The sequence below is a fragment of the Clostridium amylolyticum genome (assembly GCF_900142075.1).
GTDB classification, from domain to species: domain Bacteria; phylum Bacillota; class Clostridia; order Clostridiales; family Clostridiaceae; genus Clostridium_AA; species Clostridium_AA amylolyticum.
On sequence record NZ_FQZO01000005.1, the window covers coordinates 100,885 to 124,034 of the forward strand.

Genomic DNA, 23,150 nt, shown 5'->3' on the forward strand with positions numbered 1-23,150 from the left:
ATATACAAAAGCAATTTAATAATGGAAGCACTAAACCAGTAAAGTAACATAATACCAAAATCCAAACTTTATTATTTTTCACATTGTCAGTGTAATGATATGTATGTAACGTAAAAGGAGCAAGATTACCTTGCTCCTAATTTTATCTTTGTCCTTTTTTGTAAGGTACTCCATCTGCTGCTGGAGCTTGAGTTTTTCCAACTACACCTACTAGTACTAACATGGTTAAGAGGTATGGGAAGGCTGCATAAAATTCTTGAGGTAACTTAAAGGCAAAGCCTTGTGCTGCCAATTGAAGCGCTTCAGCAAATCCAAAAAGAAGACATGCTATCATAGCATTTTTAGGCTTCCAATTACCAAATATCATAGCAGCTAGAGCTATAAAACCTCTACCACTAACCATATTTTCTCTAAAGGAGTTAAGTATACCTATGGAAAGTGTCGCTCCTCCTAATCCACCTAGCACACCTGACATTAAAACTGAAAAATATCTGATACCATAAACACTTATGCCTAAAGTATCAGCAGCTTTAGGATGCTCTCCTACAGCCTTAATTCTAAGTCCTAATGGTGTCTTATTAAATATATAAGAGGATACTATTACCATTATAAATGCCAGCCAAACAAACCAGTTAAGGTCTTTTAATACGGCTCCAATAACAGGAATTTTGGCAAAAAACTCAGTGGGGTAAGGGATGGATGCCACCGCTTCTGACTGGGATGGGTTTCCAAATACCTTGTAAAGCATAAAGCCCACAAAAGCTGCAGCAAAAACATTTATACCTACACCAGAAACTACTTGTTCTGCTTGAAGATGAATGCTTAAGAAAGCATGTATAGCTGCAAAAATCATACCGCCTGCTATACCAAATAAAATTCCCATCCAAGCATTACCGGTTAAATGTGAACCTAAAACAGCAAAGAAAGCTCCTGCTGTCATGATTCCTTCTAAAGCTATATTAACAACTCCTGATTTTTCAGAGAAAACGCCACCTAAAGATGCAAATATAAGAGGAGTAGCCATTCTTAACGTGGAAGCAATAAGACCTATAATTAATATTCTAGTTTCGTTACTCATTCTTTAATGCCTCCTTTTTTCTCTTTTCTCCAATAAATCTATAAATATATTCAGCTGCAATAAATAGTATTACTGTACCTTGTATTAAATATGACACTGACTTTGAAATACCAAAAAGCATTAAAGTCCCTGAGCTTAAGTTTAATGCTCCAAAGAGTATTGCGGAGAAAATAACTCCAAAAGGATTGCTCTTTGCAACCAATGCAACAGCAATACCATCAAAACCAAAGTTAGGGAATCCAAAGAGTTTAAATGCTTGATGCTGAACTCCTGAAATGTGAATAGCTCCGCCAAGCCCTGCTATTAATCCTGATACAGCCATAGCAAGTACTATATTCTTTTTAATGTTTATACCGCCGTATTCAGCAGCAAATAGGTTAAACCCTACTGCTCTAAGTTCATATCCTATGGTTGTTTTCCATAGTAGTAAATAAACTAACACCACAAAGACTAAAGCTATAAATATACCTGTAGTTAATCTGTATTGACTTCCTAAAAATCTTGAAAGGGTTGCACTTTCAGGAAGTAATTTTGTAGCTTCTGTTCCTTTTGCCTTATTAGCATTAACTACATAGTTAGTTAAGTGCATAGCAATAAAGTTCATCATAATAGTGTTAACTACTTCATTAGTTCCAGTTTTTGCTTTTAAATAACCAGGTATAGCTGCCCATATAGCACCACCTATGGCACCACCTAAAAGCACTAATGGTAGATGGATGAATCTAGGCAGTCCTGGAATCATACCAATAACTGCCGCACAAAGCATTCCTATAATGAATTGTCCTTCTACACCAATATTAAAAAGCCCAGTTTTAAAGGCTACAGCATGTGCCAATCCAGTAAATATAAGTGGTATGGCAAATACGAAAGTTTCAATAAGATTATCGCTGGTTCCAAAGCTTCCTTTCCATAAGGAGTCAAAAAGTAATGAAGCAGAGCCAAATAACCCTTTATCGGAGGAGATAGTAACAAATAATACGGATATCAATAAGCCAAAAATAACGGCAAGTATTGATGAACCAACGCCTCTAATGGGCTGAAAAATCTTTGAACTAGTTTTCTTCATTTTTCTCTCCTCCATTTTCAACTTTATGCAAAGTTCCCCCAGCCATAAGTATGCCAAGTTTTTGCTCTGTAGCATCTTCCCTGTTTAGAACATCTACAATTTCACCATCATAAATAACTGCAATCCTGTCTGCTAGAGAGAGAACTTCATCTAATTCTAGGGATACCAAAAGTATTCCTCTTCCATTATCTCTTTCTTCCACTAATCTTTTATGAATATATTCAATAGCCCCTACATCCAAGCCTCTAGTTGGCTGGGCTGCTATAATAACCTCAGGGTCTTTTTCTATTTCTCTTGCAACAATAACCTTTTGCTGATTTCCACCAGATAAGGCTGCAGCTTCCACATCTTCATTGGGAGTTCTAACATCATAATTTTTAATTAACTTTTTAGACCATTCTCTTATTTTGGGATAATTCATCATAATGCCTTTTGCAAAAGGAGCTTTATAGTGATATCCTAGTATAGAGTTTTCTACCAAAGAAAACTTAAGCACTAGACCTCTCTTATGCCTATCTTCAGCTATGTGTCCCAGTCCTGTTTCAATGATTTCTTTAGGAGATTTATTGGTAACATCCTTACCAGCTAACTCCACATTTCCGCTTTCTGCTTTTCTAAGACCAGTTACAGCTTCAATAAGCTCGGTTTGTCCATTACCATCTACTCCAGCTATAGCAAGTATCTCACCTTTTTTAAGCTCAAGATTTACTCCTCTTACCGCTGGAAGATTTCTATTGTCAAGCACCTTTAAATTGTCTATTTTTAAAACAGTATCTCCTGTCTTTATTTTCTTTTTTTCTACTACTAAATTAACTTTTCTACCTACCATCATTTCAGCTAAATTATCTATATCTGTGTCTTTTGTGTTAACCACATCTATAACTTTACCTCTTCTTATGATGGTAACCCTATCACTCATGCTTTTAACTTCTTTAAGCTTATGAGTAATAAGTATGATAGATTTTCCTTCTTTAACAAGATTTTTTAATATAATTCCCAATTCTTTTATCTCTTGAGGTGTTAAAACAGCTGTAGGTTCATCTAGTATTAGTATTTCTGCACCTCTGTATAATGCCTTTAATATTTCAACTTTTTGCTGCTGGCCTACTGTCATATCTTGAATAACCGCTTTAGGATCTACATTAAAACCATATTTTTCAGATAATTCCTTAGTTTCTTTTTCAGCTTTTTTCATGTCAATAACTAAGCCTTTTCTAGTTTCATAACCTAAAACCATATTTTGAGCTACAGTAAAGTTATGTACTAGCATAAAGTGTTGATGAACCATTCCTATACCAAGCTTAATAGCTTCTTTTGGAGATTTAATATTGGCTAATTGGCCATTAACATATATATCGCCTTTTTCTTGCTGATAAAGCCCATACAGGACGTTCATGAGAGTAGTTTTACCTGCCCCATTTTCCCCTAAGAGAACATGTATTTCGCCTTTGTCCAGGTCGAAGTTAACATCATCATTTGCAATGGTGCCCGGAAAAACCTTAGTTATATTTTTCATTTCAATTACTTTTTCCATAGATACTCTCCTCCTGTTATAGCAGAGGCTAGATGCTCTCACATCTAGCCTTAAACATTAAACCTACAATTATTTAAGAGCAGGAGCCTTGAACTTTAATAATTCATCTAAAGTTCCTGGAACTACAATTTTACCTTCTTTGATATCAGTTTCTGCTTTTTTAGCTAAATCTTTAGCTTCAGCAGTTACATTAGCATGAACTGTATCAGATATTCCAACTGCGCCTTCTTTAACTCCAAGGTTAACAACCTTTCCACCTGGGAACTGGTTATCTTTTAGGTTTTTAATAGCATCTAATACAGCAACGTCAACTTTTTTCATCATGGAATATAATATAACGTCTTTGTAAGCTGGTTTAGTAATAGCTTGGTCGGAGTCAACACCTATAGCCCAAAGTTTCTTTTCTTGAGCTGCTTTGAATAATCCTTCACCTGCACCGCCAGCAGCGTGGAATATAATATCTGCTCCAGCATTATAAAGCATGTTAGCTGCTTCTTTACCTTTACCTTGATCTGAGAAGTCGTCTATATATTTAACAAATTGTCCGTGGGATTTAGCATCTTTTGGCATTAAGCCTTTTGCTGCTTCTGGGTTTACGGAAGCTACACCAGCAATAAATCCGGATTCAAATCTTCCTATAACTTCCCCTTCTTTACCACCTATAAAACCAATTTTGTTGGTTTTAGTAAGCTTACCAGCCATTACACCAGCAAGGAATGAACCTTCATGCTCTTTAAATAAGAAAGAAGCAACGTTAGGACTTTCAACTACTCCATCTATGATTAAGAATTTCTTATCTGGAACTTGCTTTGCAATAGCAGCCATGGATTCCACCATCATAAATCCAGCACCAACAGTTAGGTCAGCTGTACCAGCCATAGTCTTAAGGTTTGGTTGGTATTGTTCTTGTTGTTTAGACTCGATAGGATTTAATCTTTCAACGCCTAATTCTTTAGCAGCATTTTTTATTCCCCTATCAGCTGCTTCGTTGAAGGAACCGTCATTAGCTCCACCTTGGTCAGTTACAAGACCAACCTTTAGTTTTTTTGCTGTATCTCCTGCTCCTGGTTTTGGAGCCTCTGGTGCAGGTTTAGCGCAACCAGCAAGTACTGTAGCCGCAACAGCCATAGCTGATAAAGCTGCAACTAATCTTTTTTTCATAATATAAACCCCTCCTAAATATAACTTTACATACCATCCAAAATAATAATGGTATTGTATATATTATAAATAATAAAAGCAAAGAAAACACTATATTTTGTGATTATTTATAAAAATAATGAACAAAATATTAATTGTAAACTTTATCATTTAATATTTATCTTAGTAATTATAGCATATGCCCGGATTATTTTAAATATCTTTTATAATTAATATTGTTAAAATTAAACATAAAATTTTAATTTCATAATTATTATTAGATATTTTTTAAATTATATTCATTTAATTGTATATTCTATGAAAAAAGCAATTTTTTTAATACTATTAATGTTAAGTTTAGCAATTTACTAGATTACTAATTTAAATTTTGTTATATACTATGATTTATACCCTGATTTAACAAGGATATTTTCAGCAGAAGCACCATCTTCTTCAGCAACTAATATTATTGGTCCTGTGCATCCCATTCCGCTTTCAGAGTAGATATTTTCCTTCCATAAAGCTTTGCAGGCATTTTCTAATTCCAGTATATCTATACCCGCTATGGAATAAGTTACAACCTTTTTAGGAGGCATCTTAACATCTTCAGCAGTATCATCAGCTTTGCTCTTAAGATGTTTCTCTAGTATATCATTAAGTTTTGCAGCTTTGGCGGATAAAAATTCTTGTTTAACCTTTTCCATAAGGTTATTTTTAGCGCTTTCTGCACAGAATTTAATAGCTTCTGCTATGAGGGGAGCTCCCGAAGCTCTTGATATAATATTAATGACTTTATCATATCCTTCACCTACTCCTGGTCCATAGCCAGCACCTAAGGTTTCATAATCCCCTCCTGTATTAAAAGCTGAAAAGACCTTAATAAGAAGATTACCTGTTAATGAGTCACATACCATAACATCTGGAGTTCCCATTAATAGATCATTTCCTCTCATAACAGCTCCACCATCTGCTCTTTGAGAATTACAGAATTCAAAGGAATAACCGTTATCTTTTAATTCCTTTAATATTATTTCAACCTTCCTTGCTCCTTCTATGTTCAAGATTCCCACTTTAGGATTTGAAATTCCATTTGCTTTTGCTACAGCAACACCTCCTATAGCATTTAACACCATAGCTTCTACCTTATTTATAGCAGAAGTTCCTGTGGTGCTGGCAATTATCATTTGCTTTCCTTTTGCAGGAGTAACCACTTTACCCATAGTAGAGGTTCCAATAGGGAACTCAAAATGTTGAGTAACACAGCCATCTATGGCTTTGCTTTCAAGAAGTTCCACCATTTTTTTGTGTCCCTCTTCAGCATCTTTAACTTCCACCACTGGGAATTCCTCTGTAACTTTATCTCCTATAAGTATAATCTCTATGTTAGGATAATTTGCCCTTGCTATTTCTGCAGCTCTCACCATTTCTTCTACACCATGTTCAGAGCCTAGTATTGTGAGTCCTATTTTTGTTTTCTTACCAAAGTCGCCCTTTTTAATATTATCAGCGATTTCGTTAAACACCTCACCAATAGTTTTATTAACCATTTCTTTATCCATTATTATCACGCCCCTTACTTATTCATTAAGTAGGCCGCAAAATCTTTCATTGCATCAGCTACCATGTTTTTAATTTCTTCCCTTGAAATCCCTTGCTCCTCTTCCTTTAATCCAGTATTCTTTTCTACTACGATAGATACTCCATCAAAAAGATTAGTCATCCTACCTAAGAATAAACTTCCTTTACCTACTACCATAAAATTGTCCATTTCATTGCTTAATATTCTATTCCTTCCATGGCCTATAATTGGAACTCCAGAAGGTATGTGTCCTTGGGTAGGAGCATATCCAGGATAGCCATGTTCTATTACAAAGTTTGGAAGTTCTTTTCTATCAAGTTGTCCTTTTTTAACTGCTAAAGCACCTATCATCTTGTAATTTTGAGTAGGTACATCTCCTGCACCTGCTGGCTCTGTAATATCAGGTGTTTGCATTTCAGGTGCATATTTATTAATATCAGTTATTTTAAGTCCAGCTTTCTCTAAAGGTTCTAGCACTAATGCTTCCAGGACAGCTTGTGGAGAGGCACCATGCCCTATAGTATGTCTTCCAATAATATCTGTTCTAAGTACTGGGCTTACACCATCATTTTCACTTATAAGTACTGCAAAACCTCCTAAGCAATCTTCCAAAACTGGAAGTCCTTTTTTGATGTGGTCTCTTGAATTCATGCCCAATTTAGCTGTAGCTCCGCCGCCTACTATAGCAACGTTTTTAAATATTCCAGATTTAACTAAGGATGCTGCATTGATAAGCGCATGAGTAGGTCCTGCACAGAATCCTCTCATATCTGCTCCAGTAGCTCCTTTAAAACCAGCCACTTCACCTATAGCCTTGGCAATATTTCCTCCACCTCTTTGGTTCATATCTCCAATAGCTTCTTCTGAGCATTCAATTATATAATCTATTTCTTCTGCTTTTACTTCACTGTTTTCCACTAGATGCATTAAGGCTAAAACTCCAGAGGCTTTAACAGCTAAATTTTCTACTATTACATGGGCAGAAAGATTCTTATCAAACTCATGAGCTCTTTTTACACAGCCTACAATTTTATCTTCATGATAAAGAGGTTCTCCAATACCTTTTTCTATAAGAGTGTTTATTTCTTCTATGTCTACTCCAGCTTTAAGGGCATCAACTTTGTTCTTTAAAACCGGATGAGAAGCAAACTTATTTCTTACGCTTTCTGTAAAGTTAGCTTCTAATAAAACTAAATCAAATACATCTGACACTTTCATTAACCCGTAAAACTCATCTTGTGGCATTATTTCTCCGAATTGTCCAAATCTATTAGCTTCAGAAACACTTTCACCATGCCAAGGTCTTTTTCTTTCAGAAAGTTCCTCTGGTGTCATATTTCCTATATAAGTTTGATTTGGAGCATAAGCTACTACCTCTTCAAAACTTCTTAAATTTTCTTTTACTTTTCCAAACAAATCTGATTCAGGATGACTCTCTCTTTCTGCTGTAAGGGTGGTTCCACTATGAAGTACCATGTCTGGAGTATTCACCAATATATAAGATGCTTTTTTAATAACCGGAAAATCCATTTTAAAACCTCCATATATGAATATTAATTAAATCATTATCTAAATTAATAGTTTATTAAACACGGGTTTACAAAAATACTCTTAACACGTAATAAGGTCTTTGCTTTAAGCTTATTCCTCCTTTCGTATCAGCGTATTTTTGTAAATTTCCGTGTTCATAAATAGGGTTAATTATTCAAATATCTTTTGACCTTCAACATCAGTTTCTAAAGCTTTTAAAGCCTTATCTACCAGCTTATATCTTAATTCATATTCCTCTTCATGGGATAGTGCCGGATTTCCCAATGGGTGTGGAATTGCTATTGTTGGAAGTATTCTATTTGCTCCAACGGTTAAGGATATAGGTGTTACAGTACACATATGAACTACTGGAAGTCCAACTCTTTCAATTTCTTTAACTAGCGTTGCTCCGCAACGTGTACAAGTTCCTCAAGTAGACGTTAAGATTACGGCGTCCACTCCGGCATTTTTTAACTTTTCACCTATTTCAGCTCCAAATTTTTTGGAGGATGCTACTGCTGTTCCATTTCCTACTGTGGTATAGAATAGGTTAAATAAAGAACCTATTTTACCTTCCTTTTCCATCTGTCTTAAAACATCCACTGGAATAACTCTGTTTGGATCATCATTAGCATAAGTTGGGTCATAACCACCATGAGCAGTTTCATGGGTTTCATAAGTTATGGTTTCAAGACCCTCAATACTGTATTCCCCGTACTTTGAAGCACTGGAAGACTCTATATGCTCTGGGTTTCCTTTAGGAACTATACCTCCTGAGGTTACTATAGCAATTTTTGCATGAGCTAAGTCTTTTACCGGTGGATTGGCTTCTACTCTGTCAAACACAGGCATCTTAAATTCAGTGTTGAATTCTTCACCTTGAAGTTTCTTAACAAGCATGTTTACTGCACGTTTTGAACCTCTTTCTGTAGCAAAGAAATTTCTTCTTATGCCTCTTTCTATATATCCTTCTTCTGCTGGTGAAAGTATCTCTTCACCTTTAGCTAATTTAAGTGCTAATTTTGCCATGGCTGGAAGAGCTGTTCTCATTCCAACTGCACTGTTCCTAGTTTCTACTATATATAATCCTTTTTTATAAAGGTCTACACCTGGATTTTCAGTATACATAGCTGTAAGTACAGGAATATTTAATTTTTCTTGAACTTCCATTGCTATAGCACCACAAGCAACACCGTATCTACCAGCGTTAAATGCAGGTCCGGCAATAAATAGGTCAGGGTTATACCCCTTTATCAAGTTTAATATTTCTTCCTTAGCTTCATCCATATTTTCATTAAAATATGAATCTCCGCAAATTATAGTGGCAACTATTTCAGCTTCTCCTTTAAGAAGTCCATTTAATCCCATACCAGGCCCAACGAAGCCTTCTCTTACCTCTGGTTTATGGTCAGCTTTTTCTTCGCCGCCTATACCAGCATAAAATTGATTAATATAATGTACTATTTTTAACAAAGCCTATCCCCCCTTCTGGGTTTAGTATTTTGAATATTCATCTCTTATGGACTTTACTTCACTTATGATAGAATCTACATCAAGTACCATTTCCATCATTCCACATTGTTCATCATAAACACTTGCATCACATTCATCTTTGATTTCAGGTTCTACTACATGATAAACACCTAAGCCTAATGCTACTCCTGCTAAAGGACCTGCAAAAGTAGGGTCTCCAGCAGCTACGGTTTCTGCGGAAAGTCCTGAAGCTTCTGCTTCTGCTCCACCTAAAACCACTATTAGATTTTCTGCACCATACTTATCAGTAAGGTCTTTTACTCTTTGTTGGATCTCCAGATCCATTGCGCCTGCGGCGGTTCAAACAAAGCATTCTGTTGATGCAAATACTACCTCTGCTCCAGCACTTTTAACACATTCTTCTATAGCTGGACCAGGTATACCATCTCTATCTCCTATAGCTACAACTTTTTTATTTTTTAACATATTTATACCTCCTATTTTTTAGAATCCTTTTGCTGTAAGATAGTTAAACCCAACCTCTGAGGTTGCTCCAGTTATAACTTGAATCTCAGCATTAATTGATCCATCTTCTCTTAAGCTTCCTACATATCCTCCAGCTATTATATTAGCTGCTTCTGGGTGTCCTATTACCTTTTTCATAGCAGGAAGAGTAATAACCTCGTTAGCATTACCACCAGTTACTACTGCATCACCCACTGGGGTTGAATCTGCTAAAGACTGTGAACTTCCATCTTGTCCAGCATACTCGTCAGTAATGAGTACTGTTTTAATTCCTTTTTCAGTAATTTTGTTGCAGTTCATAACTAAGTCAGCATCTGGGTTACCAAAACCTTCTTCGGATATAATAACCGCATCTGCTCCTAAGAATTCCACAAGTTTAGCAGTCATATTTGAACTTCTTTCTTTATCTGCAAGATATACGTTTTCATTGGTGATTACACAACCTAAGAAGTTTATATCTTTACCATGTCTTTCATAAAGATCCTCTATAACTGGATGGTTCATGTGTACATAGCTAGGATTCTTATCACAAGCAGAAACGCAGTTTCCACTTACAATAGCACCATCAAAAACTTCTGTAGGGTATATGAATGTAGGTATAATCTTTTTAGCATCTACTCCATATACATAAGTGTCATGAAGAAGTCCTTGAGTTTGAAGCATATAGACATATACAACCTTTGGTAATTCAGGATACATGGCTGCTTGTTTTAATAATGGAAGAGTTTCAAAAGCTTTAATTTCATCAGCTTCTATTGTAGCTCCAGCCTTTCCTAAATAAGTAGCAGCTTTAAAGCCCACCATTCTTATAGCTTCTTCGTGCTCATGCTTTCCAATACCTTCCACTGGTTCACAAATAACTACTAAGTTATTTGTTTTTGAAAAAGGAGTATATTTCGCTCCTTCACCACTCATATCAATGATACCTTCTTGGAAGCCTACTATACTTCCTGTAGTAACTACTGCAGCCCCTTTAAGAATATGAGTTCTTCCAGAACCTACTGTGTCTACTTTGCTAATAAACCCTGGGAATATCCCACCTTTACCAGACACTTTAACCCTTGGTTCTATTACATCTTTTACAGGAATAATTCTTGTTTCGTCTCCAGGTCTTGCTATATCGAAATCGATACTTTTGATTCTTTCATCTCCGGAAACTTCTTTTAATAGCTCTTCTTTATTTACATAAAGCACTCCATTCTGGACTCTAGTTGAGTCTCCAAACTGTACATCTTTTATGTAAATATATCCTAATTCAAGTTTCAAGGTCCCACCCCTTTTTATAATTTATTTTTTAAATTATAGGCTTTCATATTCTTCTTTAATAAAATTTTCTACATCTTGTAGATTGCTTATCTTGTCGGGAGTTATTACCTTTGCTCTTTCTCCATTTTTGTAAATTATCATAGTTGGAAGTCCTAACACCTTCTGTCCTATAGCTAATCTTCTTGCGCTGCTTATGTTAAGACTAGCAAATTTAATTTTGTCCCCATACTTATTTTCTAGTTCGTGTACTCCTGGCATTAAATCCTTGCATATTTCGCATTTGTCTCCCCAAAAGTCAACAAATACTGGTTTTTCAGAATAATTTAATACCTCTGCTTCAAAATTATCCTTATTCAGTTCTAACATTTTATCCCATCCTTTCTTGTAAGATTATATTTTAAAATAATTGTTAGCTTAATAATAATTGTACTAAGTATAAATATTAGCTTAATACTAATTCTTTAGCATATAAATGCTCATTTGCTTCTATATATTTTTCAGCTGTGGTAGCGGCAATAGCTCCATCTGATGCTGCAGTTATAACTTGTCTTAATGACTTATCCCTTACATCTCCTGCGGCAAATACTCCTGGAATAGAGCATCTCATTTCCACATCTGTTATAATATCTCCTCTTTCTGTTAATTCAATCTTTCCTTTAAATAACTCTGTAATAGGAAGATATCCCACAAACACAAAGCATCCATCCACTGTTAAATCACTGAGCTCACCTGTTTTAACATTTTTAAGTACCAATCCCTCTAGTATTTCATCACCCTTTGCTTCTACCACCACTGAGTCATATATAAAATTTATTTTAGGATTAGCTTGAGCTTTTTCTACTATAGATTTAGCTGCTCTAAATTGATCTCTTCTATGAATTATAGTTACGCTTTCTGCAAATTTAGTTAGGTATATAGCTTCATCTAAAGCTGAGTCTCCTCCACCAATTACCGCTACATCTAATTCAGTAAAAAAGTCTGCATCACAGGTAGCGCAATAAGAAACTCCTCTACCTCTAAGCTCCATTTCTTTTTCAAAACCTGCTAATCGTGGATATGCACCTGTAGCGATGATTATAGTTTTAGCATAATAAGTTTCTTTTACTCCCTTGACAACCTTTACATTACCCTCAAGTTCCACTTCTACAATCTCATCTTTTACAAATTCTGTTCCAAATTCCTCTGCTTGCTTTCTCATTCTTTCAATTAAACCAGGTCCAGTGCATTCTTCCATAGATCCTGGATAATTTTCTAATTCTGCGGTAGTAGCAGTTTGACCGCCATATTTACCTTTTTCTATAAGCAGTGTATCCATCTTAGATCTAGCTGCATATAATCCAGCTGATAATCCTGCAGGACCTCCACCTATGATTATAGTGTCATAAATGTGAGCCATAATTTATTCCCCCTAAAATGTTAATAGTTATTTTAATATTAATATATTTGTTAATTTTGTAACAAACCAAGACATAAATTACCTGATTACATTAAGTGTTAAGTCATAATCGATAAATTTAAAATCCTCTAGTATCAGTTCATTCCAAATGGGTGTTTTAAAGTCTCTTAAAAACTTTTCCAATGTATGAATGGATTTTTCCATTGTCTCTAAGGAATTCAAATCATACTTCTCACTAATAGCTTTGGTTACTAGTATAGTTCTATAAGGTGTCTCATTAGGCTTAATACTGCTTAAAAGCGGATGAGTGAGCAGTACGTGTCCCTTATGTATATAATTCCTTGCGGTTTTAAAGACTTCTTCTACTGAAGAGTCTATGTAGTGAATTTCATACAAGTCTTTGAAAGAATCCCTACATAATGAGTTGTTAGTTATTATTATAAATTTTTCTATCATTTATTACCCCCCATAAGAAAGGATTCATGTAGCATGTTTTTGAATATTTCCCTTCATTTTGTAAGACACTAAATTGAAATCGTTCTCTCATACATTCAAAAAAAGACACAGCAAGGCTAATTACCTTTGCTCTGTCTTTTTAACCTGAGAGATTTACTCCTTCGGTGCTATGCTTTCCAGAGTTATGTCCATTCTCGGTACTTTCGCCTGAGAGATTCATAATACTTGGTAGGTATTACTTATTCCTTCGGCCACCACTTAAGGTTCTCTCCCGAGAGTTTCATCCATGATATTTACTTTATAATGCTATTATAAACTAAAGTTTTAAAAATTTCTATATTTTTTGTATATTTTGAACTATAGTAAATATTAATACCTTCCATTGGGAAAACTAAATTTGGGTTAAAAAAATCTTTTTAACTCTGTATTGAAATATAAAATTCAAATTTGTAAAAGAAAGTAAAAGATAAGTAAAAGGTAAGAGCTAAGAGGTAAGAGTGAAGGATAAAACTCAAAGAGTTTTTTAAATTAACTTACTTCTTACTTCTTACCTCTTACTTCTTACTTCTTACTTCTTACTTCTTACTTATTTAATAAAGGATGGTGTTATTATGAAAAAATTGTTTTGCTTATTAACTATGGTAATATTTTTTACCTCTTGTGCACCTGCAAATAAAAACAAGGGGAATTTACCTCCTGCTACTAATCCTCAGAGTCCTTCAATGCAAACTCCTGAAGCACCTCCAGCAGCAACACCAGGGACTCCTGGTCAAACTCCTGGGGGAACCACACCACAAGGTGGTACAGGAACTCCTCCTGCTACATCACCTTCAGCTCCTCCTACCACCACTAACCCTGGTGAGAGTAGCTCCGCTGCACCAAAGTCACAGGTGCCTGCTACTCCTCCTCCTGCTCCATCAAAACCATCTAAGGAAGCTGCCCCTGTTCCCACAGGAACCCTTCCTGCTATACCAACAAAATACACCTTTGACTATTTAGCAGCGGTAGAAGATAAGGTTTTAACATTGGTTAATAATGAAAGAGGAAAAGCAGGTCTTAGCTCCTTATCCATGAATGACAAACTTAGGCAGGCCTCTAGATATAAAGCTAATGAAATGCTCCAATATAACTATTTCGAACATTATTCTCCTTACACTAAAAATCCTTGGGATACTGCTAGAGGCTTTGGTGTTACTTATTCAGCCTTTGGAGAAAATATATGGACTATGAGTTCCTCTGATGCTTCAGCTTTGCGCTCTAATGTAACAGCAGAAGTTATTGTAAATAGTTGGATGAACTCACCAGGACATAGAGCCAATATACTTAGTAAAAACTTTAATAAAATGGGCATAGGTGTAGTTGTCGGCTCCAATGGCAAATGTTATGCATCCCAAATGTTTTCTGATTAAAGTAAAACAGCGAAGTTAATTAACTTCGCTGTTTGTATTTATGAAAAATAAAAAATTCCACAGGCTTTAGGGCCTGAATGTATTCCTACAGTGCAGCCTACTTCATTATTAATATAGTCTATATCATTATCCTCTAAATATTGTTTTAAAGGATGGTATATATCTTTATTTTCTATATGAAGCAGCATAACTGGTTCTCCAGAGACATGACCACTTTTTTCAAAGTTTTCAATTATGTATTTCATAGCTTTTTTACTGCCTCTAAATTTATCCTTAACTAAAATCTTTCCATTTTTAATTTCTAACACAATCTTTATGCCAAGAATGGAACCTATAATTCCCGCGGTTTTAGATAGCCTTCCACCTTTAACTAGATTATCTAAGCTCTCAAATCCTAACAAACTACTAACTCTTGGTATATATTCCATTAACTTATTGTGTATATCTTTAACTTCCATACCCTCCTTCATTAGCCTTGCAGCCTTCAATACCAGTATACCTAATCCACTGGTAACATTTCTTGAATCAATTACAGTTATATCTGAATTTTCAAAGGAATCTCTTGCAAGACAAGCAGAATGATAGGTGCCACTCATTTCCGAGGAAAGATGAATAGAAAGTATGCTATATCCTTCCTTTATATATCTTTCATACACTTCATGGAATCTAGCTGGTGTAACTTGAGATGTAAATGCTTTGCAATTATCCCTTTCCATTTTGCGTAATAGGGTGTTTATATGAATATCTACTCCATCTAGATAGCTTTCATCTCCTAAATTTATAATTAAAGGCACAACATCTATGTCGTACTTATCTAAAATATCTTTAGGTAAATCGCAGGTGCTGTCCGTTATAATTTTTATTTTTGACATTAAAATCCCCCTACTTCATATTTGGGAACCCATTTTGTCTTAAAGCTTCATAAGCTACTACTGCCACTGTATTTGATAAATTAAGTGAACGAGTGCTGGTTTCTAACATGGGTACCCTGATACATGTTTCGTAATTCTCATCTTTAATATATTGAGGAAGGCCAGATGATTCTCTCCCAAAAATAATAAAATCTCCGGAATTAAACTTAACTTCATCATAATATTTATTACCATGGGTGGTAGATAAATAAAAGACCCCTTGAGGATATTTGCTCCTCAAATCCTCATAGCTTTCATGAATTTCCAGATCTAAATAGGGCCAATAATCTAAGCCTGCTCTTTTTAAATGCTTCTCATCTAAGCTAAAACCTAAAGGCTTTATTAAATGAAGCTTAGAGTTTGTTAATACACAAGTACGTGCAATATTTCCTGTGTTCTGAGGAATTTCTGGCTGAAATAATACTATATTTAAATTCACTTAAATACCTCCAACTAATAAATTATTACTTAAATATACTACAATAATTATATAGTGAAGTCAAAAGCCAAAATTATGGGAGAAGTAAGAACTAAGAGGTAAGAGGTAAGAGTGAAGGATCAAGTGATTCTTAGCTTCAGAGGTCGTTTGCTTAAAAGGAATACTTACTCCAGCTGAAGCTTAGAAGAACTTATCCAGGAGCTTAGCTCCGCTTATCCCACCACTTAAAGAAGTGGAGGTATTAATTGGCGCTAAGCTATCGGATAAAACTCATGGAGTTTTTATAACTAATTATACCTATCACCTATTACTTATTACCTCTTACTTATTATCTCTTAATTATTATCTATTTTCTAAATATTCTTCAATTATAAATTTCTCAATTACCTTTGCTACTCCATCTTCTGCATTAGTGGCAGTTACATAATCAGCCTTTTCCTTAACATATTCTTCAGCATTACCCATAGCTACCCCTAGACCAGCATACTCTATCATAGAAAGATCATTTTCATTATCCCCTATACAAATTATCTCATCTCTATCAATATTATATAATGAGGCTAAAACCTCTACTGCTCTTCCTTTTGTAACATCCTTACCGTTTATTTCAATATTTGTTATATATGAGCTAACCACTTCTATATCTTCTATTTGTCTTAGCTCTTCTTTTGCTTTTAATATTTTTTCTACATCCTCATCTACACCAATACACTTTAATATATCTGCATCATGATCTCTAAATACTTTCTCCCATTCATTCATATCCTTGATAATATTAACATCTATTTTCAATTCATCCGGTACGGAATCATTCCTATCATTATATATTTTAGCTGAATAAACTAAATCTCCTGAAAAAACTGCTTCTGGTGTATGGTAGTGAGGTATAATATCATACTTGTTTAAAATGGCTAATATTTTCATACAATTATCCATTCCCAGTACCTTTTTATATATAACATCCTCTTTATTTTTTCCTCTTACAAAAGCTCCATTAGCAGATATAACTGGAGCTTTAACTCCAATTATATCTGCATAATAAGCTGCGGAATTATACATTCTACCAGTAGCAATAGCTATTTTAACTCCTAGTTCATGAGCTTTATTAATAGCTATTTTATTCCTCTCACTAACTTCATGGGATGTATTTAATAATGTGCCATCCATATCTGTACAAATAAGTTTATATTTCATCTTTTAATCTCCTTTGTGCAATGCAATGATCAAATTACATATTTTCATTCTAGTATAACAATTTTTATCTATAGAAAATATCTCTTGGCAAAATAGATTACCCTATTTTTACTTTCCTTTTTTATAGATTTTTCTATTTTCTCTAATATAGCCTTTTTATTAATATTAGTTTCTATTCCACCATAGTATTCTTCATATACAAGATCCACTAGCTTTATCATTTGCTTTTTAGACTCTTCATGGTGAATATTCTTCACAAATTCTTTGTCTGTTTGTGATAGTGATTTGTTATATCCTAAGCTCTCCATTCTTCTTAATGAATACTTATAAAGTGGTATTATACTATTATTATTTACTATCTTTGTATACTTAGCTTTATTTAATATAGCTTTTAATATTATTATGCTAACTATACCTAAAACAAAATAGAGACTTTTAGGTACTTTATTAATGGGAATGCTAGACTTAGGCTGTTCTACAGTTGTATCTTCAGGCTTTTCTTCTGGTTTGTTTTGCTGAGGCAAAGGCAAGTTTTCTTCTTGCTGATCATTTCCAGCATTATCTCCTTGATTTCTAAGTCTTTGCTCCGTAGGGGTTGTAGAGGTATCCATGGTAACCCAGTAAGAATTATATCCATCATCAAGATAAGCTTCTGTCCATGCATGGGCATCTTCGTTGGTAACTTTGTATAGTCCCTGGCTGCTTTTTTCTGGAGGCATTTTAAATCCTTCCACATACCTAGCTGGAATACCCGCAATCCTAAGCATTATAGTAAATGCAGAAGCAGAGTATACGCAGTATCCCTTCTTCTCTTCAAATAAATAATAATCTACAAAATCTTTACCTGATGGCACTTCAGAAACCTGGAGGGTATAAGAATAGTTATCGCTTATGTACTTCCTTATTTTCTCAGCCTTTTCATAATTATTCTTACTTCCAGCTACTATTTTTTCCACCAATTCTATGGTTCTTAAACTTATACTTTCAGGTAATTGTAAATATTCTTTTTTACTTTCAGCATTTTCTCTTACACTCATTATATTCTTTTTATTATATATTACCTTATTGTAAAAATAATCTTCTTCTAAAAAACTTATAACGTAATTACTATTCATAACTCCTGAAAATGCTGCGGTGCTACTTTCCTCATTTATATATACTTCCCCTTTGTCAATATCTATATTAAGTGGATAGCTGGGTACAAATATAGTAGAATTATTTTTATTCTCTGGATATACAATAATGGAATTTTGAGGTATCATACCCTCAGTAACCACTTGAGCTTTTGCATATTCAAATTCTTTCTTTTGAGAAAAATCTTTTTTATTTGTTTTCCAGGAGCTTCCGTTATATATTTCCTTAACTGATCCCTTCAAATAATATGGTTTACTGCTATCTACTTTAAGAACTAAAGCATTATTAAGAGTTAAAGAGCCACCTAGTTTTCTCTCTGTATTCGAATACCCCGACTGAGATAAGCTGTACAAATTACTTTTCACCTTTAATGAACCCTCTCCTGAAGCTGATGGAGAAAAACTATTATTAAATTTATCTATTATAGTTTTAGTATATTTTCCCTCTATGCTCTGTGGCATATAACTTATTAATGAAGATAGGATTACCGCAAGTATGGAAATAGGTATTATAACGCTTATGGGTTTGATATTTTGCTTAATTCTTAGGGTGTTCATTCTATTCATAAATACATTGTGGTTGTTTATGGAGTAGGTAATTATACTTAACACAGAAAATTTAAATAAACTTCCCTTTACTTCATTAACATAGTCTAACATCCACAAAAACATTAAAATAGAAAAGTTTAATATTATTAATGAATCAAGAAATCCTCTTTGGCATAGCCATAAAACCACTATGGTAATAAAGGGTATAGTTATGATAAAAATACTTTTAAATTGATAAAAGCTAGTATTTTTTCCTTTATATAAACTTGTATTTATATATTCTATATTTTTTACAATTCCGTTATAGATAAAGGTTGAAAGACTTTCTCGAAATAATATCAATGCTCCTAGTAAAATCGCAACAATAATAAGGAAAAAAACAACCTTTTGCTCACTGCGATATAATATGCTGTGACAAATCCAATAGACTAAAACCCCTATGGATATTAATAAAATTATAGTTAAATAACTATAATTTTCCATTCTATAAGCCTTTTTCATAACTCCAATAGAGAATAATATATTTAGATAAATAAGCATAATATTTATTTTGTTTTTATTTAACCATTTCATACTCTCACCTATCTTGTCACCACTTCTTCAAAGGCTATATCTTCCTCTTGCTCCCCTTTAAGTAGTGATTTAATATTATAACAGTGTATATCTAATCTTTTTAAAATATCTTTATATTCATCTGACACTTCATTTTCTTCTGCTATAAATAGAACCATTCCATAGCCTTTTTCCTTACTTTCTATTATATAATTTACTAAAGCTTCAGATACTCTGGCGGTTATTATACCTACTCCGCTTTTAGTGTGTAGCTTATTAATATTTTTTTGCATGAAATCTATGATATTATTCTTGCCGTTACTTTTTTCTGCCAAAAAGAACTCCCTTATCTTTTGAAAATCTTCTTTTTCTTCTATATTAAAGCTTGTACCTAGTTTATTATTCAAGAAAAGTTTCATTTCAACAGCTCTATCTGTCATGGTAGATATAAGGGATAACGCAAAATCTATCATCATTTCTTCCTTTATTCCTTTTGAATCTAATGTATAATTAGCTTCATTCATATCTAAAAATAGTGCAAATTCTTCTCCTGATACTGTTTCATAATTTTTTATATATAGTTCTTGCTGTTTTGCACTAACCTTCCAGTTAATCCTCTTAAGACTATCTCCTTCTTGATATCTTCTCATATCCCTGGCAGAATAAGTGTCCTCTATACTACTTTTGCTTCTAAAAGTATTTTTGAAAATGTCATTGCCTTTAAATATTTTTTCTTCAATGGAATAAATTCTTGGGTAAACTTTAATAATTTTATTTTTGTCTTCTTTTCTTTTTAAATCCACTACTCCAAATATATCTCTAACCCATACAATAAAACTTCCTAAATTGTATACTCCTCTAATACTAAAATTCATGTTATACTTCAAATCCACTTCTTCACCATATCTTAAAGAAAATATTTCTCCACTGTAATGAGGAAACAAGCTTTGTAAAGCATTGTTTTTAATAATTATGTAAGGTATAAAAAAAATGCTTCTATTTTTAATACTAATTATTAAGGTCTCATTAATGCCACAGTAATACTCTCTTTCTGGTAAGCTAACACTGATTTTAATATTTATTAAATATATAATAGATAAAATAAAAGAAGCAACTAGGGTTACTGCAAAGGTGTAAAACAATGTATATGGAAGATTTCCACCTTGTATATATGCAAATATATATGCCATAACCATAAGTATAATAAATTTATAATTTATTCGTATCATATTATCCTACCTTTGGGACACTTACCCGCTTAATTAAATCTTGTAAAATATCTTCTTCAGTATATCCATTAGCCTTACCTAGAGAAGACAGTATGATTCTATGACCTAAAACTAAAGACATATTTTCTTTAACATCCTCAGGTATTACGTAATTTCGTCCTTTAATTAAGGCGCTGGCTTGAGATATCCTAAGAAGTGAAAGAGCAGCTCTGGGACTAACCCCTAAAGTAATATACTGACTATCTCTAGTTATATTTGCGATATCCACTATATACTCATTTATAGCTCTAGTTGCCTTAACTTCTTTAACCTTTTTTTGAAGATAAATTATGTCCTCTCCAGAAGCTACTGGCTCAATTTTATCCATAGGATCTTCTTCTCTATATATATCTAAAATATCTATTTCTGATTCCTTAGAAGGATATCCTATTTTAACCTTCATCACAAATCTATCCAACTGAGCCTCCGGGAGTATGAAGGTTCCTTCATAATCTACAGGGTTTTGAGTGGCCAAAACTATAAATGGCTTTTCTAATTTATAGGTATGATTTCCTTCTGATACCTGCCTTTCTTCCATAACCTCCAATAATGCTGATTGAGTTTTAGGTGAAGTTCTGTTTATTTCATCTGCTAATACCACATTGGAAAATATAGGTCCTTTTTTAAATTGGAACTCCATATCCTTTTGATTATATATAGATATACCAGTAATATCAGAGGGCAATAAATCAGGAGTAAATTGAATTCTGCTATAGGATAGGCTAAGGGATTTTGAAAGAGCTTTAATAAGAGTAGTCTTACCTACACCAGGAACATCTTCAATAAGTATATGTCCACCAGCAATAATTCCTTTCATAATATCAGTAATAGCATCTTTCTTTCCAATTATGACATTACTCACACTGTCTATAACTTTCTCTATTATTAGGTTTTCTTTGTTCATATTTTCACCTCTACCATAATATTGCTAATTATTATTCTACCATACATTTGTAAATCAATACTATAATTGAATGTTTTTTATTACTTTTACAAAATTATAAAGTTTAAGCCTTTGCTTTATTATAAGCAAAGGCTTAATTTTTTTATTAAGGTGTTTTAGCCGCCTCTCCGCTAGGAGGGGTTGCTTTTTTTGTTCCTTTTTTCAGAACTCCATCTACGGTCCTATAAGTATCTGTAGTAACGGCTTCTCTTTTAATTTCTTTATCATCTTGATAAGTAACTAAATAAGATTTTGCAACATAACCGGTTACTGGTTTCTTTTCCCATTCAGTTTTTCCTTCTTCCAAGTTTGGATCTTCAATGGTTTTAACCTTTGGTTCATTTACCTTTACTATATCAGAAACTAATTGATAGCTTTTTCCTCCCATACCTTCTTTACTACCATATATATTAAATACGAGATTTCTATTGCTGGTAGAGGATTCTATATATATTGGGAAATCATAATTATTTTTAAATTTGTAGTCTATTGCTCCCCACACTACTGTAGCATCCATTCCAACCTTTAAATAGCTAACTGGCATAGAATGATTTGTTCTATCTACAGATCTTAAATTGGCCATCATGGCTGCCACATAAAGGGTACTAGAAACTTGACATATTCCTCCGCCAATTCCTTGTTCAACCTTATCCCCTACATATACGGCTGCATCTTGATATCCTCTTGCCTTAGATCTTTCACCTACAGTGTCATTATAACTAAATACTTCACCAGGCATTAAAAGTTTACCATTAATAGCGCTAGCTGCAAGACCTACATTATGAGCTCTTGGAGCACCGGAAGAGGAGAAATTAGTGCTATAAGAAGATATCTTACCATTAATCTTACTTAAAGCTTCTTTGGTAACCTTTGGTTCTACTACCTGAGCTTTAGCTTGTACAACAATATTTTCCTGTATTCCCTCAGCTAACTTATCGTTAATTTGCTTTTCCAGGTCTGCTGTATCTACTTTATAGCCTTTTATATCTGGAGTAATATTTATACTTCCATTATTAATTTTAATTTTAGCATCTGTAGGATTCTTATCTAACTCTTTTGCTATACTATTTGAAAAACTAGTTATAATTTCTTTATTATAGGTAAACTTAGTAGATATATTCTTTTCAGTAGGATTTTTAATTAATGAATATTTATTAAACATTTTCAGGTCTTTACCATAGTTATATGCTTCATTAACCACTTCATCCATATTATATTTAACGTCTAACTTGTTAAGTTCAAGATTATAATCCTTGTCATTAACCTTTACTGTAATTTTACTATTGCTTATTTTATCCTTATATTTTTCATTTAATATATTCAATGCTTCTTCTTTGGTTTTACCAGAAACATCGGTATTTCCAATTTTAATACCAGGATAAATATTATTATTCCACTGATTTACCTTAGAATAAGTATGTGCAGTATATGCTGAAGCTCCTCCAATAATAACTATAGCCGCAATTGAAGCTATAATAAATGGAGTCTTATTTTTTTTATTTTTCACTTTCTCACCCATAGTATCCTCCTTCTTTCACTAATTATTATACTATATGCAATAATATATTTAAAATAAAAATTTAAAAAAAGTTTACAATTTCATCTTAATCTTTCTACTCTCGTTATTAAATACGATAATTTAGTATAATAGTTACAATGTTTATTATATAATGATAAATTAATAGCTACAATATTCATTATATTATAAT

Annotated in this window: 20 protein-coding genes and 2 riboswitches; of the genes, 1 reads left to right on the forward strand and 19 read right to left on the reverse strand. The window is 33.4% G+C overall.

What is annotated here, in order from left to right:
* Window positions 1–142 precede the first annotated feature (142 nt).
* The 12 genes from BUA82_RS12125 to BUA82_RS12190 all read right to left on the reverse strand — a co-directional run bounded on the left by BUA82_RS12125 (window position 143) and on the right by BUA82_RS12190 (window position 13,043).
* The gene (locus tag BUA82_RS12125) at window positions 143–1,078 is read right to left on the reverse strand and encodes an ABC transporter permease (protein ID WP_073008457.1); all 936 of its coding nucleotides are present in this window, start codon (window positions 1,076–1,078) and stop codon (window positions 143–145) included.
* Window positions 1,071–2,144 carry an ABC transporter permease gene (locus BUA82_RS12130; protein WP_242948968.1) on the reverse strand — a complete coding sequence of 358 codons (1,074 nt, stop codon included), beginning with the start codon at window positions 2,142–2,144 and terminating at the stop codon, window positions 1,071–1,073. The genes BUA82_RS12125 and BUA82_RS12130 overlap by 8 nt, the downstream gene beginning before the upstream one ends.
* Window positions 2,131–3,678 carry an ABC transporter ATP-binding protein gene (locus BUA82_RS12135; protein ID WP_073008460.1) on the reverse strand — a complete coding sequence of 516 codons (1,548 nt, stop codon included), beginning with the start codon at window positions 3,676–3,678 and terminating at the stop codon, window positions 2,131–2,133. The genes BUA82_RS12130 and BUA82_RS12135 overlap by 14 nt, the downstream gene beginning before the upstream one ends.
* A gap of 69 nt (window positions 3,679–3,747) precedes the next feature.
* On the reverse strand, window positions 3,748–4,842 hold the full coding sequence (locus BUA82_RS12140; RefSeq protein ID WP_073008463.1) for a BMP family lipoprotein: 1,095 nt from the start codon (window positions 4,840–4,842) through the stop codon (window positions 3,748–3,750).
* Window positions 4,843–5,216: 374 nt separating this feature from the next.
* The gene (grdD, locus tag BUA82_RS12145) at window positions 5,217–6,377 is read right to left on the reverse strand and encodes a glycine/sarcosine/betaine reductase complex component C subunit alpha (RefSeq protein WP_083599923.1); all 1,161 of its coding nucleotides are present in this window, start codon (window positions 6,375–6,377) and stop codon (window positions 5,217–5,219) included.
* A 14-nt stretch (window positions 6,378–6,391) separates the two neighbouring features.
* Window positions 6,392–7,927 carry a glycine/sarcosine/betaine reductase complex component C subunit beta gene (gene grdC / locus BUA82_RS12150; RefSeq protein ID WP_073008466.1) on the reverse strand — a complete coding sequence of 512 codons (1,536 nt, stop codon included), beginning with the start codon at window positions 7,925–7,927 and terminating at the stop codon, window positions 6,392–6,394.
* A 171-nt stretch (window positions 7,928–8,098) separates the two neighbouring features.
* Window positions 8,099–9,400 (reverse strand): glycine reductase complex selenoprotein B, encoded by a 1,302-nt coding sequence (gene grdB / locus BUA82_RS12160; RefSeq protein WP_083599924.1) that lies wholly within the window; start codon window positions 9,398–9,400, stop codon window positions 8,099–8,101.
* A 21-nt stretch (window positions 9,401–9,421) separates the two neighbouring features.
* Entirely contained in the window at window positions 9,422–9,886 is a 465-nt protein-coding gene (grdA, locus tag BUA82_RS12165; RefSeq protein ID WP_083599925.1) for a glycine/sarcosine/betaine reductase complex selenoprotein A, read from the reverse strand.
* A gap of 18 nt (window positions 9,887–9,904) precedes the next feature.
* The gene (locus tag BUA82_RS12175) at window positions 9,905–11,191 is read right to left on the reverse strand and encodes a glycine/sarcosine/betaine reductase component B subunit (RefSeq protein WP_073008480.1); all 1,287 of its coding nucleotides are present in this window, start codon (window positions 11,189–11,191) and stop codon (window positions 9,905–9,907) included.
* A gap of 33 nt (window positions 11,192–11,224) precedes the next feature.
* Complete coding sequence (locus BUA82_RS12180) at window positions 11,225–11,557, reverse strand: thioredoxin family protein (RefSeq protein WP_073008483.1); 333 nt, start codon at window positions 11,555–11,557, stop codon at window positions 11,225–11,227.
* A gap of 76 nt (window positions 11,558–11,633) precedes the next feature.
* Window positions 11,634–12,587: a thioredoxin-disulfide reductase gene (gene trxB / locus BUA82_RS12185; protein ID WP_073008485.1), complete on the reverse strand. Its 954-nt coding sequence runs from the start codon at window positions 12,585–12,587 to the stop codon at window positions 11,634–11,636.
* Between the two features lie 78 nt (window positions 12,588–12,665).
* Complete coding sequence (locus tag BUA82_RS12190) at window positions 12,666–13,043, reverse strand: GrdX family protein (protein ID WP_073008488.1); 378 nt, start codon at window positions 13,041–13,043, stop codon at window positions 12,666–12,668.
* Between the two features lie 129 nt (window positions 13,044–13,172).
* A riboswitch (glycine riboswitch) is annotated at window positions 13,173–13,225 on the reverse strand.
* Window positions 13,226–13,228: 3 nt separating this feature from the next.
* A riboswitch (glycine riboswitch) is annotated at window positions 13,229–13,327 on the reverse strand.
* Window positions 13,328–13,654: 327 nt separating this feature from the next.
* On the opposite strand from BUA82_RS12190, the gene BUA82_RS12195 reads away from it, so the two are divergent.
* Window positions 13,655–14,452 carry a CAP domain-containing protein gene (locus BUA82_RS12195; RefSeq protein WP_073008491.1) on the forward strand — a complete coding sequence of 266 codons (798 nt, stop codon included), beginning with the start codon at window positions 13,655–13,657 and terminating at the stop codon, window positions 14,450–14,452.
* Between the two features lie 38 nt (window positions 14,453–14,490).
* Here BUA82_RS12195 and BUA82_RS12200 read toward each other — a convergent pair whose 3' ends face one another.
* The 7 genes from BUA82_RS12200 to BUA82_RS12230 form a co-directional block, all read right to left on the reverse strand.
* A complete protein-coding gene (locus BUA82_RS12200; RefSeq protein ID WP_073008495.1) occupies window positions 14,491–15,324 on the reverse strand; it encodes a DegV family protein in 834 nt (277 codons plus the stop codon).
* Window positions 15,325–15,334: 10 nt separating this feature from the next.
* Entirely contained in the window at window positions 15,335–15,802 is a 468-nt protein-coding gene (trmL, locus tag BUA82_RS12205; protein WP_073008498.1) for a tRNA (uridine(34)/cytosine(34)/5-carboxymethylaminomethyluridine(34)-2'-O)-methyltransferase TrmL, read from the reverse strand.
* 342 nt (window positions 15,803–16,144) lie between these two features.
* Window positions 16,145–16,996 carry a Cof-type HAD-IIB family hydrolase gene (locus tag BUA82_RS12210; RefSeq protein ID WP_073008501.1) on the reverse strand — a complete coding sequence of 284 codons (852 nt, stop codon included), beginning with the start codon at window positions 16,994–16,996 and terminating at the stop codon, window positions 16,145–16,147.
* Window positions 16,997–17,064: 68 nt separating this feature from the next.
* Window positions 17,065–19,251, reverse strand: a complete 2,187-nt coding sequence (locus BUA82_RS12215; RefSeq protein WP_073008504.1) for a transglutaminase-like domain-containing protein — start codon at window positions 19,249–19,251, stop codon at window positions 17,065–17,067.
* Between the two features lie 8 nt (window positions 19,252–19,259).
* On the reverse strand, window positions 19,260–20,459 hold the full coding sequence (locus BUA82_RS12220) for a DUF58 domain-containing protein (protein WP_073008507.1): 1,200 nt from the start codon (window positions 20,457–20,459) through the stop codon (window positions 19,260–19,262).
* Between the two features lies 1 nt (window position 20,460).
* Window positions 20,461–21,402: an AAA family ATPase gene (locus BUA82_RS12225; RefSeq protein ID WP_073008510.1), complete on the reverse strand. Its 942-nt coding sequence runs from the start codon at window positions 21,400–21,402 to the stop codon at window positions 20,461–20,463.
* 145 nt (window positions 21,403–21,547) lie between these two features.
* On the reverse strand, window positions 21,548–22,960 hold the full coding sequence (locus BUA82_RS12230) for a VanW family protein (RefSeq protein WP_073008514.1): 1,413 nt from the start codon (window positions 22,958–22,960) through the stop codon (window positions 21,548–21,550).
* Window positions 22,961–23,150: the final 190 nt, after the last annotated feature.